The sequence below is a fragment of the Pseudazoarcus sp. NS36 genome (assembly GCF_059703705.1).
In genome coordinates this window covers 263,153-276,650 of record NZ_BAAKJA010000007.1, presented here as the reverse complement: position 1 = coordinate 276,650, position 13,498 = coordinate 263,153, and the positions used below count along the sequence as shown (strand labels likewise).

Genomic DNA, 13,498 nt, shown 5'->3' with positions numbered 1-13,498 from the left:
GAGTTTGCCGCCAACTGGCGCGCCGGGAAGCAGCAACAAAAGGAAGAAACACTCATCTCAACCCCAGGGCCTACTAAGTAGGCAGCGGTACTAAAACTGGGGGCAGGTCACTAGTGACTGTGACTGCCCGGCCTCAATTGCGACATGGTGGCCATGCTGCTGACGTGCCCAAGCAAGTGGGTAGTGACTCTGCGGTCGATCTTTGAGCCTTATCCAAGGTTGAAGGTCGCTCGCTGTCTCTCCTGCGAATCGCACACCGAAAAATGTCGGGCGATTCATGATCGAAATCGACCAGCGTTGGTTTTCCTTATTGCCCCCGCCACCACCGCCGCTGATTATTAGCCTCGGACGCTGCGCTCGAACGCTGAAGTACGCGCTGACGACCGCGCCGAGTATTGCGCCGACGATTAAGAAGATCACGCCGCTCAACGGGCTCTTTGAAGTAAGTAGGTCTTGCAGCGGCTCCCACATGCTGGCTGTTCTCAGTGACTGGTGCTGAGGAGAGGGTGGCCTGCGCGGCCTAACGTTTGAGCACCCTTAGGGCGCAATAACCGAAGGGCATTGCGCCGCATGATAGCGTCAATCCATGCCTGTCACCCCACCCAGTGCTCTCCTGCTGCGGGTTACGCAGGGATAGCGCTGCGCTTTGCGAGAGCAGCCGATCAGTGGGTAGAGGCGAGATTCAGTAAAGAACGAGCGCAGCCAAACTGCTTTGCTGCGCTCGCAATGACAGGGAATGCGGTGCAATGGGCGTGATGTGTTGCTCGCGGCTGGGCCGTCCCTACGCGGCGGAGCGTCAGCCCAACAGAATGACGTGCACCCGCCGCGGCCCGTGCGCGCCGAGCTGAATCGTCTGCTCCACATCCGCCGTGCGGGACGGCCCCGACACGATGTTGGTGGCGCGGGGCATGCCGCGTTGGCGCAGCTGCACCCAGGCGTCTTCGAAGTGTTCGACGATCTGGCTGGTTTCGAGCACGACGACGTGGTCGTCCGGCACGAAGTTGTGGGTGATGGGGTTGTCCGGGCCGGAGGCGAAAATCAGGCTGCCGGTTTCGGCGACGGCGCAGAAGCAGGTGGTGACCGACAGGGCTTCGTCGATGCCGGCGGCGTCGTGGTGTTTGTGCCAGCCGCGCGGCCATTTGAGTTCGCGCAGCGCACCGCCGACGGCAGCTTTCTTCTTGAGGTCGTGGGCGGCGCGGTAGGCCTCGACGGCGGCGACGATTTCATCGCGGCTGGCGATGCGTGCCACGGTGCCGGCGCGGCCTTCGAACTTGCGCACGAAGCGCTCGACCGGGTCTTCGTCCTGCGCCGGCCGGGTGTGGGCGGGCACGCGGGCGTCGAGGGCGGCGCGGCTGTCGGTGTCGAGCGTGCCCCGGTTGAGCGCGTTGCGGATGGAGCCGAGGATGGCCTGGCGTGCGTTCATTTCTGCCCCCTGCGGGCTTTCCATTGGTCGATGAAGGTCTTGCCCGGCGGGGCGGGCAGGTCGCGCGAATCGGTCCAGCCGCCGGCCAGCGGCAGACTGTGGATGCGGCTGTGCTTGCCGGTGAGTGCGAGCAGGCGGGCGGCAATGCGCTCGCCGAAGTGGTACAGGCCGGGGCGCGTGGCGGCAAAGCGCCACAGCTTGAGTGCGTGGCGCTGCATGGGCGGCGAGATCTTGCGCTCATGCTGCATGTGGCGCAGTTCGCGCAGCAGGTCGGGCAGCGGAATCTTGACCGGGCAGACCGAGCCGCAGCGGCCGTTGAGCGTGCAGGCGTTGGGCAGGTCGTAGGCGTTGTCGAGGCCCTTGATGAGCGGGGTGAGCACCGAGCCCATGGGGCCGGGGTACACCCAGCCGTAGGCGTGGCCGCCGACCGAGCCATACACCGGGCAGTGGTTCATGCAGGCGCCGCAGCGGATGCAGCGCAGCATCTCGCGGAACTTGCCGGCCAGCATCTTGGAGCGGCCGTTATCCACCAGCACCACGTGGTATTCCTCGGGGCCGTCGATGTCCTCGGGGCGGCGCGGGCCGGTGGACAGCGTGGTGTAGCTCTCGGTCTCCTGGCCGGTGGCGCTGCGCGCGAGCAGGCGCAGCAGCAGCGTGACGTCGTCGAGCGTGGGCACGACCTTCTCGATGCCGGTGGTGACGATGTGCACCTTGCCCAGCGTCTGGGTGAGGTCGCCGTTGCCTTCGTTGGTGACGATCAGCGAGGAGCCGGTTTCGGCAATCACGAAGTTGCCGCCGGTGATGCCGATGTCGGCCTGGAAGAACTTCTCGCGCAGGATCTCGCGCGCCTCGTTCACCAGATCCGGCACGGTGGTCTTGGGGCTGCGATTGTGTGAAGCCGCGAAGAGTTCGGTGATCTGCTTCTTGGTCTTGTGCACGGCCGGCGCAATGATGTGCGAAGGCGGCTCGCCGGCGAGCTGGATGATGTATTCGCCGAGGTCGGTCTCGACCACTTCCATGCCGTTGTCGATCAGCGCCTCGTTCAGCCCGATCTCTTCCGACACCATGGACTTGCCCTTGCACACCGTCTTGGCGCCGCGGCGCTTGCAGATGTCGAGGATGATGCGGCGCGCTTCGGCAGCGTCGCGCGCCCAGTGCACGTGCCCACCGGCAGCGGTGACGGCCGCCTCGTACTTCTCCAGGTAGAAGTCGAGGTTTTCGAGGATGTGGTTCTTGAGGTTCTTGGCCTCTTCGCGCAACTGCTCGAACTCGGGCAGTTCGGCGGCGCGCGCAGCGCGCGTGCCGATGAAGCCGTCGCGGGCCCGGTCCAGCGCCTGCTGCAGGTTGGCGTCGTGGATGGCGAAGACGGCGCGTTTGGGGAATTCGCGGGAGCGGATTTCCATCAGTCCAGCTCCTTTCCGTCGCCCGCAATTCCGGTGCCGTTGGCCATGCCGGCCAGCACCTCGGCGGTGTGGAATACGCGCATCGGTGCGTTGATGCGGCGTAGTCGGCCGGCGATGTTCATCAGGCAGCCCAGATCGCCGCCCAGCACCACTTCGGCGCCGGTGTCGAGCGCGTTGCGGATCTTGTCGTCGACCATCTTGGTGGAGATTTCCGGGTACTTCACGCAGAAGGTACCGCCAAAGCCACAGCACACCTCGGTGTCGGCCATCTCGCGCAGCGCCAGGCCTTCGACGTTGGCGAGCAGGGCGCGCGGCTGGCCCTTGATGCCGAGGCTGCGCAGGCCGGAACAGGAGTCGTGGTAGGTGGCGCTGTGCGGAAAGCGGACGCCGTCAGGCGTTTTTGCATCGAGCACGTCGTGCAGGAAGGACATCAACTCGAAGCTCTTGGCGGCCAGGCGCTCGGCGCGGGCCTTCCACTCGGGCTCTTCGTCGAACAGCGCCGGGTAGTCGTGGCGGATGGTGGCCATGCATGAGCCGGACGGGCCCACCACGTATTCGTACTGCTCGAAGGTGTTGATGACCTGCTTTGCGAGTGCGCGGGCGGCGTCGAAATCGCCGCTGTTGTAGCCGGGCTGGCCGCAACAGGTCTGGGCGCTCGGCACGTCGACGATACAGCCGGCCTCTTCCAGCAGCTTCACCGAGGCAAAGCCGACGCTGGGCCGGAAGACATTCATCAGACAGGTGGCGAACAGCCCTACGCGCGGGCGCGGGGCGGTGGGGGCGGACATGGGAGTCTCCGGAAGGAACGCTGGACTGCGGTCAGTGTAGCAAGGCGTCAGGCCGGGGCGAATCCGTGATATTCCGCACTTGAGGCCGTGGAGGCGGGCTGCACCGGGGTGGTGCGCTGCGCCCGATGGATGCACGTAAAGCGAGCGCAAAACCGCGCTGGAAGCGTGTTTCAGGGTGTTTCCGGCGGGCATGCGCTTTGCTGAACAGATGCTTACAGCGGCGGACATCGTGGTTCGCTGCCATCACCGGGCAATGACGCCCGCAGGGAGCCTCATCATGAAAAGACGCCAGTCTGAGCGTTCCGTGGCCGATCTGGCCTACCTCACCCGCTTCATGAGCGGCTTGCATGAGGATCAGCGCAAGCTGCGCGAAATCCAGAGCGTGTACGACAACCTCACGCTGCTGGGCCAGTTGTTGTGCGCCGGCACCGACATCACCGGCATGCGTTCCGATTTCAACGACCTCGCGGCCGAACTGCTCGACCAGCTCGCGCGCGAACTGCGCAAGAAGGCCGTGCGCAGTCTGGGTTCGGACGCGCGCGTGGCCATCGACATCCTGGTGCGCAACCTGTTCGAACGCACCGCCGACATCGGCTTTCTGGCTACCGACGAAGACGTGTGCGCGTTTGCCGAGGAGGTCATGCGCGACGCTCACGTGGCGCGTGACCGCAGCCGCGTCGCCGCGCTGGTCGAGCGCTTCGACGAGTACGTGAAGAAGTACTCCGTCTATCACAACATCATCCTGCTCTCGCCCGACGGCAAGGTGCTGGCACAGCTCGACCGCGAAAATCCGGTGGCCGAATCCACCGACAGCCTGATCCGCGAGGCACTGAAGACGCAGGAGCCCTACGTCGAGGTCTTCCGCAAGACCGACCTGCTGCCGGATGAGGATGCGCCGCTGATCTACGCCTACCGCGTGATGTCGGCCGATGGCTCGCGCCCGGTCGGCGTGCTGTGTCTGTGCTTCCGTTTCCACGACGAATGCGCGCGCATCTTCGACGGCCTGCTGGCCGAGGACGACTGGACCGTCATCACGCTGCTCGACCGCAATGGCCGCGTGATTTCCAGCAGCGACCCGTATCAGTTTCCGATTGGCGCGCAACTCGAATGCTGCGACGGCGACGAGGCGCGCATCGTGCGTTTTGCCGGACGCGAGTATCTGGCCACCACGCGTGCCTCGCAGGGTTATCAGGGTTACATGGGGCCGGGTTGGGTGGGCCATGCACTGGCGCCGCTCAACCACGCTTTCGAGATGGCGGTGGCGCACGAGCTGGAAGCCGTGCCCGCGCAGCTGCGCGAAGGCGTGCTCGAGACCACTACGCTGTTCTCGCAGGCGCTGCGTGACATTCCGCTGCGCGCCACGCGCATCCAGCACGAACTCAACCGCGCGGTATGGAACGGCACGCTGTGGCTCACCCGCGACGCGCATGCGCTCAACGGCTCGTTTGCCAAGGTGCTGCTGTGGGAGATCGGCAGCACCGGCGTGCGCACCCGCAATGTGTTCAGTGAATCGACCACCAACCTGTACGAAACCGTAGTGTCTTCGGTGCTCTACGACTGCGCGTCGCAGGCCTCGCTGGCCATGGACATCATGGACCGCAACCTCTACGAGCGGGCCAACGATTGCCGCTGGTGGGCGCTGACCAGCGCCTTCCGCGAATCGCTGGCGGCCGGCCGTGCCTTCGAGCCGGCCGAGCGCGAGCGCCTGACCGGCATCCTCAAGACCATCAATGGGCTGTACACGGTGTACTCCAACCTGCTGGTGTTCGATGCGCAGGCGCGCATCGTGGCCGTCTCCAACCCGGCCTACGCCGACATGGTCGGCGAGACGCTGCACGCCGACTGGGTGCGCGAGACGCTGGCGCTGCCGGATACGCAGAGTTATTGCGTGTCCGATTTCGTGTCATCTGCGCTGTACGGCGGCCAATCAACCTACGTGTACTCCGCCGCGATCCGCTCGCCGGACGCGGAAGCGCAGCCCGTGGGCGGCATTGCCATCGTGTTCGATTCCACGCCGCAGTTCATCGCCATGCTGCGTGACGCGCTGCCGCGTACTGAAGACGGGCACATCGTCGATGGCGCCATTGCGGTGTTCGCGGAACGCGACGGGCGCATCGTGGCGAGCACCGATGAGGCGCTGCCGATCGGTGCCAAGCTCGACATCGGGCGGTCCTTCTTTGATCTGCCGGCGGGCGAAGCCTGCGCCAACGTGGTGTCGCATCAAGGGCGCTACTACGCGGTGGGCTCACGTACCTCGGCCGGCTATCGCGAATACAAGAGCGCGGAGGATGCGTACCGCAATGACGTGGTCGCGCTGGTGCTGGTGCCGCTGTCCGACCGTGTGCTGTCGGCCGGCAGCCGCGAAGGCGAGCGCAGCGCTTCGGGCCAGTACATGACACGCCCGGCCGGTGCCGAGGATGCGCTGGAGATCGCCACCTTCTACATCGGCAGCAGCTGGTACGGCGTGCGCGCCGCGCATGTGATCGAGGCGGCGGACCGCTGCAGCATCACGCCGGTGCCGGGCATGCCGCCGTGGGTACGCGGCTGCACCATGTATCAGGGGCGCCCGATCAGCGTGTTCGACCTTACGCCGCTGCTGCCCGGCAAGCCGGGTCTCAAGGGACCGGGGCAGCTGGTGGTGCTGGGCATGCCGGAGCAGGATCTGCGCTTCGGCATCCTGGTGGATGAACTGGGGGATATTCCGGAGATTCCGGTCGGGCGCATCGACCCGGTGCCGGCCATGCTCGGTCAGTCGGGTGCGTCGATGACCGAGAGTCTGGTGCGCCCCGACCCGGCATCGCCGGGACGGGACATCCTGGTGGTGTTGTCGCTCGAAGCCATCATGCGGCGGCTGGCCACCGCCACGACGGCACGCGGCAACGGAGACGTGTCGATCCTGCCGCCGCTCCCGCTGGAAGCTGCGTGATTTAAACGCGGAAGCGCTGGACCACGCCGATCATGCGGTCGGCGGTGGCGTCCAGTTCTTCGGCGCTGGCGGCCGAGGCTTCCATCGTGCTGTTGGTTTCCTCGGCCTGCTGGGCGATTTCCTCGATGCGACGGGCTACTTCGGCCGAGGCCATGGACTGCTCGCGCAGCGCGGAATCGAGTTCCGACACGATCACGGCAACTTCCTGCGCGATGCCCTGCAGCTTGCCGATGATGTCGCTGGCCTGACCGGCTTCGTCGCTGCTGGCCTGCACGGCAGACACGCCGCGCTCGATGCCGGCCACCGCTTCGCGCGTGGAGCCTTGCACTTCGGACACCATGGTGGCGATTTCCTGCGTGGATTGCGCGGTGCGCTCGGAGAGCTTGCGCACCTCGTCGGCCACCACGGCAAAGCCACGGCCGGCCTCGCCTGCACGCGCGGCCTCGATAGCGGCGTTGAGCGCCAGCAGGTTGGTCTGTTCGGCGATTTCGCGAATCACCGCGACGATGCGCGAGATCTTCTCGGACTGCGCTTCGAGGCTGGCGATCTGGCGCGCGGCCTGGCCGACGACGTTGTCGACCTGCTTCATGTTGGCCACCAGCCGGCCCATGGTCTCGCGGCCGTCGCGTGCCTGACGATCAGAGTCGGCAGCCAGCTCGCTGGCGTCGCCGGTGCGTTCGGCCACATGCGAGATGGACACCGTGAGTTCTTCGACGTTGGCCGCAATCGCCGCCGCCGCACCGCTCTGGGCCGAGGTGCTGGACTGCACTTCGGATGCGCTGCGCTTGAGTTCGCGGGCCGAGGTGGCAACCTGATTGGCACTGTCGCGGGTCAGCGAGATGGCCTGACGCAGCGATTTCTGCATGGCCGCGACGGCATGGATCAGCGCACCGATCTCGTCGTCGCTGCCGGACGGCAGCGGGGCCTGCAGGTCGCCGTTGGCGATGTGCTCGACGGCTTCCACGGTTTCGCGCAGGCGACCACCGAGTCGTGCCGCCATCATCAGCGTCAGCACGATGGTCATCAGTACGGCCACCGCGGCTGCGCCGACACCCCAGGTGAGGGTGCTGACCACTTCGGCTTCGGCGCGCGCCGCGGCTTCATCCGCGTCCTTCTTGTTGAAGGCAACCAGTGCGTCGATGGCGTCGCGCACGCCATTGGCTTCCTGCACCCACACCGTGCGGCGCAGGTTCTGCGCGCCGTCGATGTCACCTGCGCGCACGCGCTCGCGGGCCTGGCCGACGGCGGCGTGATAGGCCTTGGCGCGGGCAACGGCGTTATCGAGCATGGTCTGCTCTTCCGGTGTGCGCACATGTGAGCGGTACTCGCCGAAGGCCTTGACCAGCTGATCGTTGAGCGATTCGAGCGAGGTCTCGATCTTGGCGGCGTTCTCGGGCGGGTCGGGCAGCAGGTATTCGAGACTGCGCACGCGGTAGCGCAGGCGCAACTGGCTGAGCTGGGAGGCGGATTCGAGGCCCGGCAGTGATTGCTCGGCGATGGCGCGGGTCTCGCTGCTGATGCGCTGTACCTGGAAAAGCGTGAAGGCGATGGCAATCGCCAGTACGCCGCCGGTGAGGCCGGCGAACCAGAACAGCTTGGCGCGCATGCCGAGATTGTCGAATGCATTCATGGTGGTGCTCTCTGAGGTGGCGGTGGAGTCGCCGGTTACTGAGTATCGGCCCGAACGGCCCAGGCTTTAGCCACTTTTGCGGCGGATGCCCACGCGCCGGCCGACATGCTCGTCCGGTGGCAGGGCTGCCTGGGCGGTGGTCAGGTGTTCGAGTCGGGTCGTGATTTCCGTGGGGAAGGGCGTGGAGCGGCGCGCGGTCATGTCGATGTGCATGCTGATCGACTCATTGGTGGCGGCCAGCCAGCCTTCCTCGCCGTGCACCATGTGGTGCAGCAGATGGATGCGTTTGTGGTCGTGATCGACGAGTCGCGTAAGCACCTTGTAGGGTGCCCGCGGCAGCAGTTCGCGCTGGTAGGTGAGGTGCATCTCGAGCGCGAAGGTCGAACACTGCGTACGTGCGATGTAGTCCGCGTTCTTGCCCAACAGGGCGTGAAAGCAGTCGGTCGCGCGGTCGAAAACCAGCAGGTAGTAGGCCACATTCATGTGGCCGTTGTGGTCCAGCCATTCGTCGAGCACCCGCCCCTGCGCGGTCAGCAGCGCCTCGGGCGGGAAATCGTCGAGCGGGGTGATGTCGGCTGCGTGGTCGGTCACTGTTTTGCGGCTGTTTGCGGCGTAGCGGCGGGGGCGGACGGCTTCTTGCGCGGGCTGATGCCGGTCACGCCGGCGGTGAGGATGAAGCGCATGGCTTCGTCCATGGTGATGTCGAGTTCGCGCACGTTGGCGCGCGGCACCACCACCGTGTAGCCACCGATCATGTAGCTCATCGGCAGATACACCAGCACGCTGTCCTCGGCTTCGCCGAAGTTCCTTGGCATGCGGTTGCGGTCGGTCTGCGTGACCAGCCCGACCACTTCCAGGCCGTTCTCCGGCAGCTTCACGGCGACGACCTGACGGAAGTCCTTCTTGCGCATCGGCGAGAAGTATTCGAAGAAGTCGCGGATGGTCGGGTACACGCTGCGGATGATCGGCAGTTTCACAAACAGGCCTTCGCTCCAGGCGAACAGCCGCTGCATGACGTAGGTGTGCATCAGCATGCCGACCAGAAAGCACAGGACGAGCCCCGCCGCGACACCCAGGCCGGGGCGATAGATGCCGTCCGGCAGCATCTGGGCGAGCTGCGTGCCCAGTACTTGCTCGCTGGACGTGACCAGCCAGTACAGCAGGTAAATGGTCAGCGTGATCGGCAGGATGGTGATCAGGCCGGTCAGGATGTTCTTGGTGATGACGCCCATGGGGGTCCTCTTCGGAGTCGGGGCCGCGTGTGCGGAGTAGCTTCCGATTGTGCAACAGATAGCCGGTTTTCGCGGGCCTCGGGGCCGCGGGCCAAACAAAAAAAGACCCCGGAGCAAGCTCCGGGGCCGGATCACGCGTGAGGGCGCGAAGCCCTGCGCGGAATTACTTCAGGAACTTGCCGAGCTGCGAGTAAATCGCCAGGCCGGTGGCCAGGGTGAACAGCACCAGCGTGATCCACGAAGCGGCACGAACCAGCGCGCTCGGGTAGTACACGGTGTCGGTCTTCTTGATCACGTTCAGGCAGAACGAATACACGTAATAGAAGATCACCGGCGAGAACAGCAGGGTCATGGCCGAAGCGATCAGCACCAGCATGACCGGGCGCTCGAAGCCGTAGATGATGGCCGACGAGCCGATCAGCGAGTACATCATGGTCATGCGCCAGATGTTGTACTCGGAGGCCAGCGACTTCTTGGCTTCCGGGCTCGGGTCTTCGATGCCGGACAGGTCCGCGGTCTTGCGGAACAGGTTACGGCAGCAGGCACCGACGACACGCGGCCAGCCGTCAAAGTAGTTGATGGCGGTCGAGTAGCAGGCGGCGAAGGCACCGATGATGAAGACGTACATCATGCCGGGGCCGATGGACTCGGTGAACATGCGTGCCAGCGTGCCCATGACGGCAGCACCCTTCACGTCGGCCGGGTACAGGTACATCGCGGCCAGCATCATGAAGATGGCGGCGATGCAGAAAGACACCCAGTGACCGACTGCGAAGTCGATGTTGCCGATCTTGAACCAGCGACGGCAGTACTCCTGCGCGTGCGGCGACAGGCGGTCCATGTGCACCGTCAGGTCTTCCTTGCGCGGGTTGAACGAGTCGAACTTGCCGGCAACGCCGTTTGCCTCCAGCGTCTTGCGCAGCATCGGCAGACCGGCTTTCTTGGCCTTGCCCCACTCGGACGACTGGAGTGCAACGTCCATACCGGTCGGCAGCAGGCCCAGGAAGGCAGCCAGGAACAGCAGCGAGCCCGGCGGCATGTAGCCGAATTCCGGATGCGGCGCGATGAAGAACTTGTAGACCTCAAGGCTCGGCGGGTTCCAGAAGAACACCACCAGCGTGGTCACGACCAGCGCGATGACGAGGAACTTGGTCGCCGTTTCGAGCGCCTTGTACTGGCCCGACAGCACCAGCGCGCAGCTGGAAAGGCCGACGAAGATGCCGTATTGCCACAGGGCGAAGCCCCAGCCCAGGTGCTCGGTAAACAGGAAGTACATCACCGCAGCGGCGGCCACGACGCGCGAGGCCTGACCGATCGCACATTGCGCGATGGTGATGAACAACACGTACCAGATGGCCCATTTGCCCTTGGTGGTGCACATGGCGTCCATCACCGACTTGCCGGTGGCGTTGGTGAAGCGGAACGACATCTGGAAGCCGTAGTACTTGATGATGAAGGCCAGCAGCACCGACCACATCAGCGCATAGCTGAAGGTGGCGCCGGCGACCGGCGCGGTCACCAGGTGACTGGTGCCGATACCGGTCATCATCAGCAGCATGCCGGGACCGAAGTGCTTGAACATGCTCAGGGGGGACATATCCGGCAGTTCGAGCTTCTCGACTTCCGGAATGTGGACGGACTTGCCGCCGGTCTGGCCGGGCGCTGCGCTGCCGCCCTGAACGACACCCGCGTCGAGGGCGCCCGTTTGGTTACTCGATGACATTGGATGACTCTCCTTGCGTTGATACGCCGGCCGGTTGCCCGGCCGGGCATCGAATCGTGGCGGCCATAGGGGCGCGCCGTTGATAACTCTTCCGCGTGCTTCCCGCGTGACGTGACACGGGAAATCATTTTTATGTGTTGTTGGCCCCGGACTCTGGCCGCAGAAACCGCGCTACCCGCTGGACGGCGGGTGAGCGAAGCTGCGGTCGAGGACAGTGGCCGATCCGGGAGGCCCCGGTTCGCTGTCGCCTCCCGGCGATGTGCAGGCGGGTTCGCCGTCTGCAGAAGGGTTCGTGGTCACCGGGTAGGCGGCACGAATCGTTCCGGTTTCGATCAGGCGGGAGCGTCTTTGCTTCGCCTGGTCGGGCTGCTTTCGGATCTTGTAAGGAAGCCGTAAGCAACGTGAGGGCCGAATTGAAACATAAAAGTTCCTTTTGTGTGTATGAAAGTCTTTGTTTCTAAAGGGCCGGTTATCCATGGATAAGCTGTGTTTATAAGAAATCTGCGTTGCCTTGTGCACGAATCCTCAAGACTGAGGCGGGGCCCGGCTGGAATTCTGGTTAAAGTTCCTGACATGTCTGCCGTAAGCGATGTTCATGAAGCGTCCGCCCGGCCACAACCGTGAACGAACCGTCGCTTGCAACAACGATTGGGAGAGGATCATGAATGTCGTAAACAACGCTCCGGTGCGCGTAAAGCTGCTGGTACCGCTGGCACTGATCACCCTGATGCTGATCGCGATCAGCGTGATCGGGGTGACGCGTCTTGCGACGCTCAACGACCGCGTCGATGCGCTGTCGCAGCGCTACATGCTGGCGCAGGACAACCTGCTCAATTCCGACCGTGACCTTCAGCAGGCGCTGGTGTCTGAGCGCAGCATCCTGTCGGTGGAGGCCGACTCGGACTTCTTCGCGACCTTCGAGAAGGACTACAACGAGAACCTTGCGCAGACTCACGAGCGTGTGAAGAAGTACGCCGAGTTGATGGGTGATGACGAGGCGCGCGCCGCGCTGGCCGAGTTTGACCAACTTGCCGGGGTGTGGGAGGCGACCTCGCAGGAAGTCATCAACACCATGCGTAACGGCACGCAATCCGACGCGATCGCCGCAATGGCCATGTCCGTTTACAAGGGCGAGCCCGAGTTCAATGCCATGCGCGAAGTGCTCAACCGTGAGCAAGAGCGCCTCGAAGCGCGCCTGGCCTCGTATCGTGAGGAAGCGGCTGCTTCCTATGTCGCAGCCCGCGCGATGCTGATCGGCGTGTCGCTGGCCGGCATTGCGCTGTGCGTGGTGGTCGGTGTGTTCCTGCCCGGCACCATCGCCAAGCCGCTGCGTGAAGTCAGTAGCACGCTGTCCGAGCTGGCCAGTGGCAATGGTGACCTCACCAAGCGTCTGCCCGATTCGCGTTCGGATGAAATCGGCGAACTGGCGCGCTATTTCAACCATTTCATGGACAACCTGCAGAAGCTGATCCGTCAGGTCTCGGAGTGTTCCGATCAGGTGTCGTCGGCTTCCACCGAGCTGTCTGCGACGGCTGCCGGCGTAGCCAGCAGCTCGCAGGCGCAGAGTGAGTCGGCTGCATCCACCGCGGCCGCGGTGGAGGAGATCACGGTATCGATCTCGTCGGTCGCGCAGGGCGCAGAGGAAGTGCTGGTCCTGTCCCGCGAGAGCATGAAGCTGACCTCCAACAGCAACCGCGGGCTCAACGAATTGCTGACCGAGGTCAATCGCGTCGAGAGCGCGGTCAAGGAAATCGCCAGTTCGGTGGACGAGTTCGTACGCAGCAGTCAGGCCATCACCAGCATGACCAAGCAGGTCAAGGACATGGCTGACCAGACCAACCTGCTCGCGCTCAACGCCGCCATCGAGGCCGCGCGCGCCGGCGAACACGGCCGTGGCTTTGCCGTGGTGGCCGACGAAGTGCGCAAGCTGGCCGAGAAATCCGGCGCAGCGGCCAGCGAGATCGACGTGGTTACGCGCACCTTGGGTGAGCAGTCTGAAGGCGTCGAGAAGAGCATCGAGCTGGGGCTGAACTCCCTGGCCAGCAGTCAGGAGCGTGTCGGGCAGGTGGTCGCGCTGCTGGCCGAGGCCACCAGTTCGGTCGAGCGCGCTACGGACGGCGTTGGCGAGATCACCTCGTCGGTCAAGGAGCAGACCGCAGCCAGTAACGACATCGCGCGCAACGTCGAGAGCATTGCGCAAATGGCCGAGCAGAATAACGAGGCCGTGCGGGAAACCTCCGAGGCGGCCCACCACCTCGAGAACCTCGCCGCGACGCTGCGCACCCTGGTTGGCCGCTTCCGCGTCTGACCGCTGGGCGTAAGCGAAGGCCCGGTATGCGCCGCAGTGGTGGCGCGTACCGGGCCTTTTTTCGT

10 protein-coding genes are annotated in these 13,498 nt (G+C 64.7%); 3 read left to right on the top strand and 7 right to left on the bottom strand.

Translation table 11 applies throughout. From position 1 onward, the window contains the following. The first annotated feature begins 277 nt into the window (after positions 1–277). Positions 278–499 carry a hypothetical protein gene (locus AC6H0R_RS13160; protein WP_497581811.1) on the top strand — a complete coding sequence of 74 codons (222 nt, stop codon included), beginning with the start codon at positions 278–280 and terminating at the stop codon, positions 497–499. Positions 500–796: 297 nt separating this feature from the next. Here the strand turns inward: AC6H0R_RS13160 and AC6H0R_RS13155 are convergent, their stop codons facing one another. The 3 genes from AC6H0R_RS13155 to AC6H0R_RS13145 are packed head-to-tail and all read right to left on the bottom strand — an operon-like array spanning position 797 to position 3,614. After that, positions 797–1,423: a LutC/YkgG family protein gene (locus AC6H0R_RS13155; protein ID WP_497581810.1), complete on the bottom strand. Its 627-nt coding sequence runs from the start codon at positions 1,421–1,423 to the stop codon at positions 797–799. Beyond that, the gene (locus tag AC6H0R_RS13150; RefSeq protein ID WP_497581809.1) at positions 1,420–2,826 is read right to left on the bottom strand and encodes a LutB/LldF family L-lactate oxidation iron-sulfur protein; all 1,407 of its coding nucleotides are present in this window, start codon (positions 2,824–2,826) and stop codon (positions 1,420–1,422) included. The genes AC6H0R_RS13155 and AC6H0R_RS13150 overlap by 4 nt, the downstream gene beginning before the upstream one ends. After that, the gene (locus tag AC6H0R_RS13145; protein WP_497581808.1) at positions 2,826–3,614 is read right to left on the bottom strand and encodes a (Fe-S)-binding protein; all 789 of its coding nucleotides are present in this window, start codon (positions 3,612–3,614) and stop codon (positions 2,826–2,828) included. The genes AC6H0R_RS13150 and AC6H0R_RS13145 overlap by 1 nt, the downstream gene beginning before the upstream one ends. A 277-nt stretch (positions 3,615–3,891) precedes the next feature. Here AC6H0R_RS13145 and AC6H0R_RS13140 point away from each other — a divergent pair, with 277 nt between their 5' ends. Beyond that, complete coding sequence (locus AC6H0R_RS13140) at positions 3,892–6,540, top strand: chemotaxis protein CheW (protein ID WP_497581807.1); 2,649 nt, start codon at positions 3,892–3,894, stop codon at positions 6,538–6,540. Position 6,541: 1 nt separating this feature from the next. Here the strand turns inward: AC6H0R_RS13140 and AC6H0R_RS13135 are convergent, their stop codons facing one another. The 4 genes from AC6H0R_RS13135 to AC6H0R_RS13120 form a co-directional block, all read right to left on the bottom strand. After that, positions 6,542–8,170 carry a methyl-accepting chemotaxis protein gene (locus tag AC6H0R_RS13135; RefSeq protein WP_497581806.1) on the bottom strand — a complete coding sequence of 543 codons (1,629 nt, stop codon included), beginning with the start codon at positions 8,168–8,170 and terminating at the stop codon, positions 6,542–6,544. 66 nt (positions 8,171–8,236) lie between these two features. Then, a complete protein-coding gene (locus AC6H0R_RS13130) occupies positions 8,237–8,761 on the bottom strand; it encodes a thioesterase family protein (RefSeq protein ID WP_497581805.1) in 525 nt (174 codons plus the stop codon). Beyond that, on the bottom strand, positions 8,758–9,402 hold the full coding sequence (locus AC6H0R_RS13125; protein WP_497581804.1) for a DUF502 domain-containing protein: 645 nt from the start codon (positions 9,400–9,402) through the stop codon (positions 8,758–8,760). The genes AC6H0R_RS13130 and AC6H0R_RS13125 overlap by 4 nt, the downstream gene beginning before the upstream one ends. A 163-nt stretch (positions 9,403–9,565) precedes the next feature. Continuing rightward, complete coding sequence (locus AC6H0R_RS13120; protein WP_497581803.1) at positions 9,566–11,125, bottom strand: Nramp family divalent metal transporter; 1,560 nt, start codon at positions 11,123–11,125, stop codon at positions 9,566–9,568. Between the two features lie 661 nt (positions 11,126–11,786). On the opposite strand from AC6H0R_RS13120, the gene AC6H0R_RS13115 reads away from it, so the two are divergent. After that, positions 11,787–13,433, top strand: a complete 1,647-nt coding sequence (locus AC6H0R_RS13115) for a methyl-accepting chemotaxis protein (protein ID WP_497581802.1) — start codon at positions 11,787–11,789, stop codon at positions 13,431–13,433. The last annotated feature ends 65 nt before the right edge of the window (positions 13,434–13,498 follow it).

Excerpts from the sequence above, each read along its gene's own strand:
- AC6H0R_RS13135 (WP_497581806.1), bottom strand. The coding sequence starts at position 8,170 with ATGAATGCATTCGACAATCTCGGCATGCGCGCCAAGCTGTTCTGGTTC.
- AC6H0R_RS13155 (WP_497581810.1), bottom strand. The coding sequence starts at position 1,423 with ATGAACGCACGCCAGGCCATCCTCGGCTCCATCCGCAACGCGCTCAAC.
- AC6H0R_RS13150 (WP_497581809.1), bottom strand. The coding sequence starts at position 2,826 with ATGGAAATCCGCTCCCGCGAATTCCCCAAACGCGCCGTCTTCGCCATC.
- AC6H0R_RS13160 (WP_497581811.1), top strand. The coding sequence starts at position 278 with ATGATCGAAATCGACCAGCGTTGGTTTTCCTTATTGCCCCCGCCACCA.
- AC6H0R_RS13145 (WP_497581808.1), bottom strand. The coding sequence starts at position 3,614 with ATGTCCGCCCCCACCGCCCCGCGCCCGCGCGTAGGGCTGTTCGCCACC.
- AC6H0R_RS13120 (WP_497581803.1), bottom strand. The coding sequence starts at position 11,125 with ATGTCATCGAGTAACCAAACGGGCGCCCTCGACGCGGGTGTCGTTCAG.
- AC6H0R_RS13125 (WP_497581804.1), bottom strand. The coding sequence starts at position 9,402 with ATGGGCGTCATCACCAAGAACATCCTGACCGGCCTGATCACCATCCTG.
- AC6H0R_RS13115 (WP_497581802.1), top strand. The coding sequence starts at position 11,787 with ATGAATGTCGTAAACAACGCTCCGGTGCGCGTAAAGCTGCTGGTACCG.
- AC6H0R_RS13140 (WP_497581807.1), top strand. The coding sequence starts at position 3,892 with ATGAAAAGACGCCAGTCTGAGCGTTCCGTGGCCGATCTGGCCTACCTC.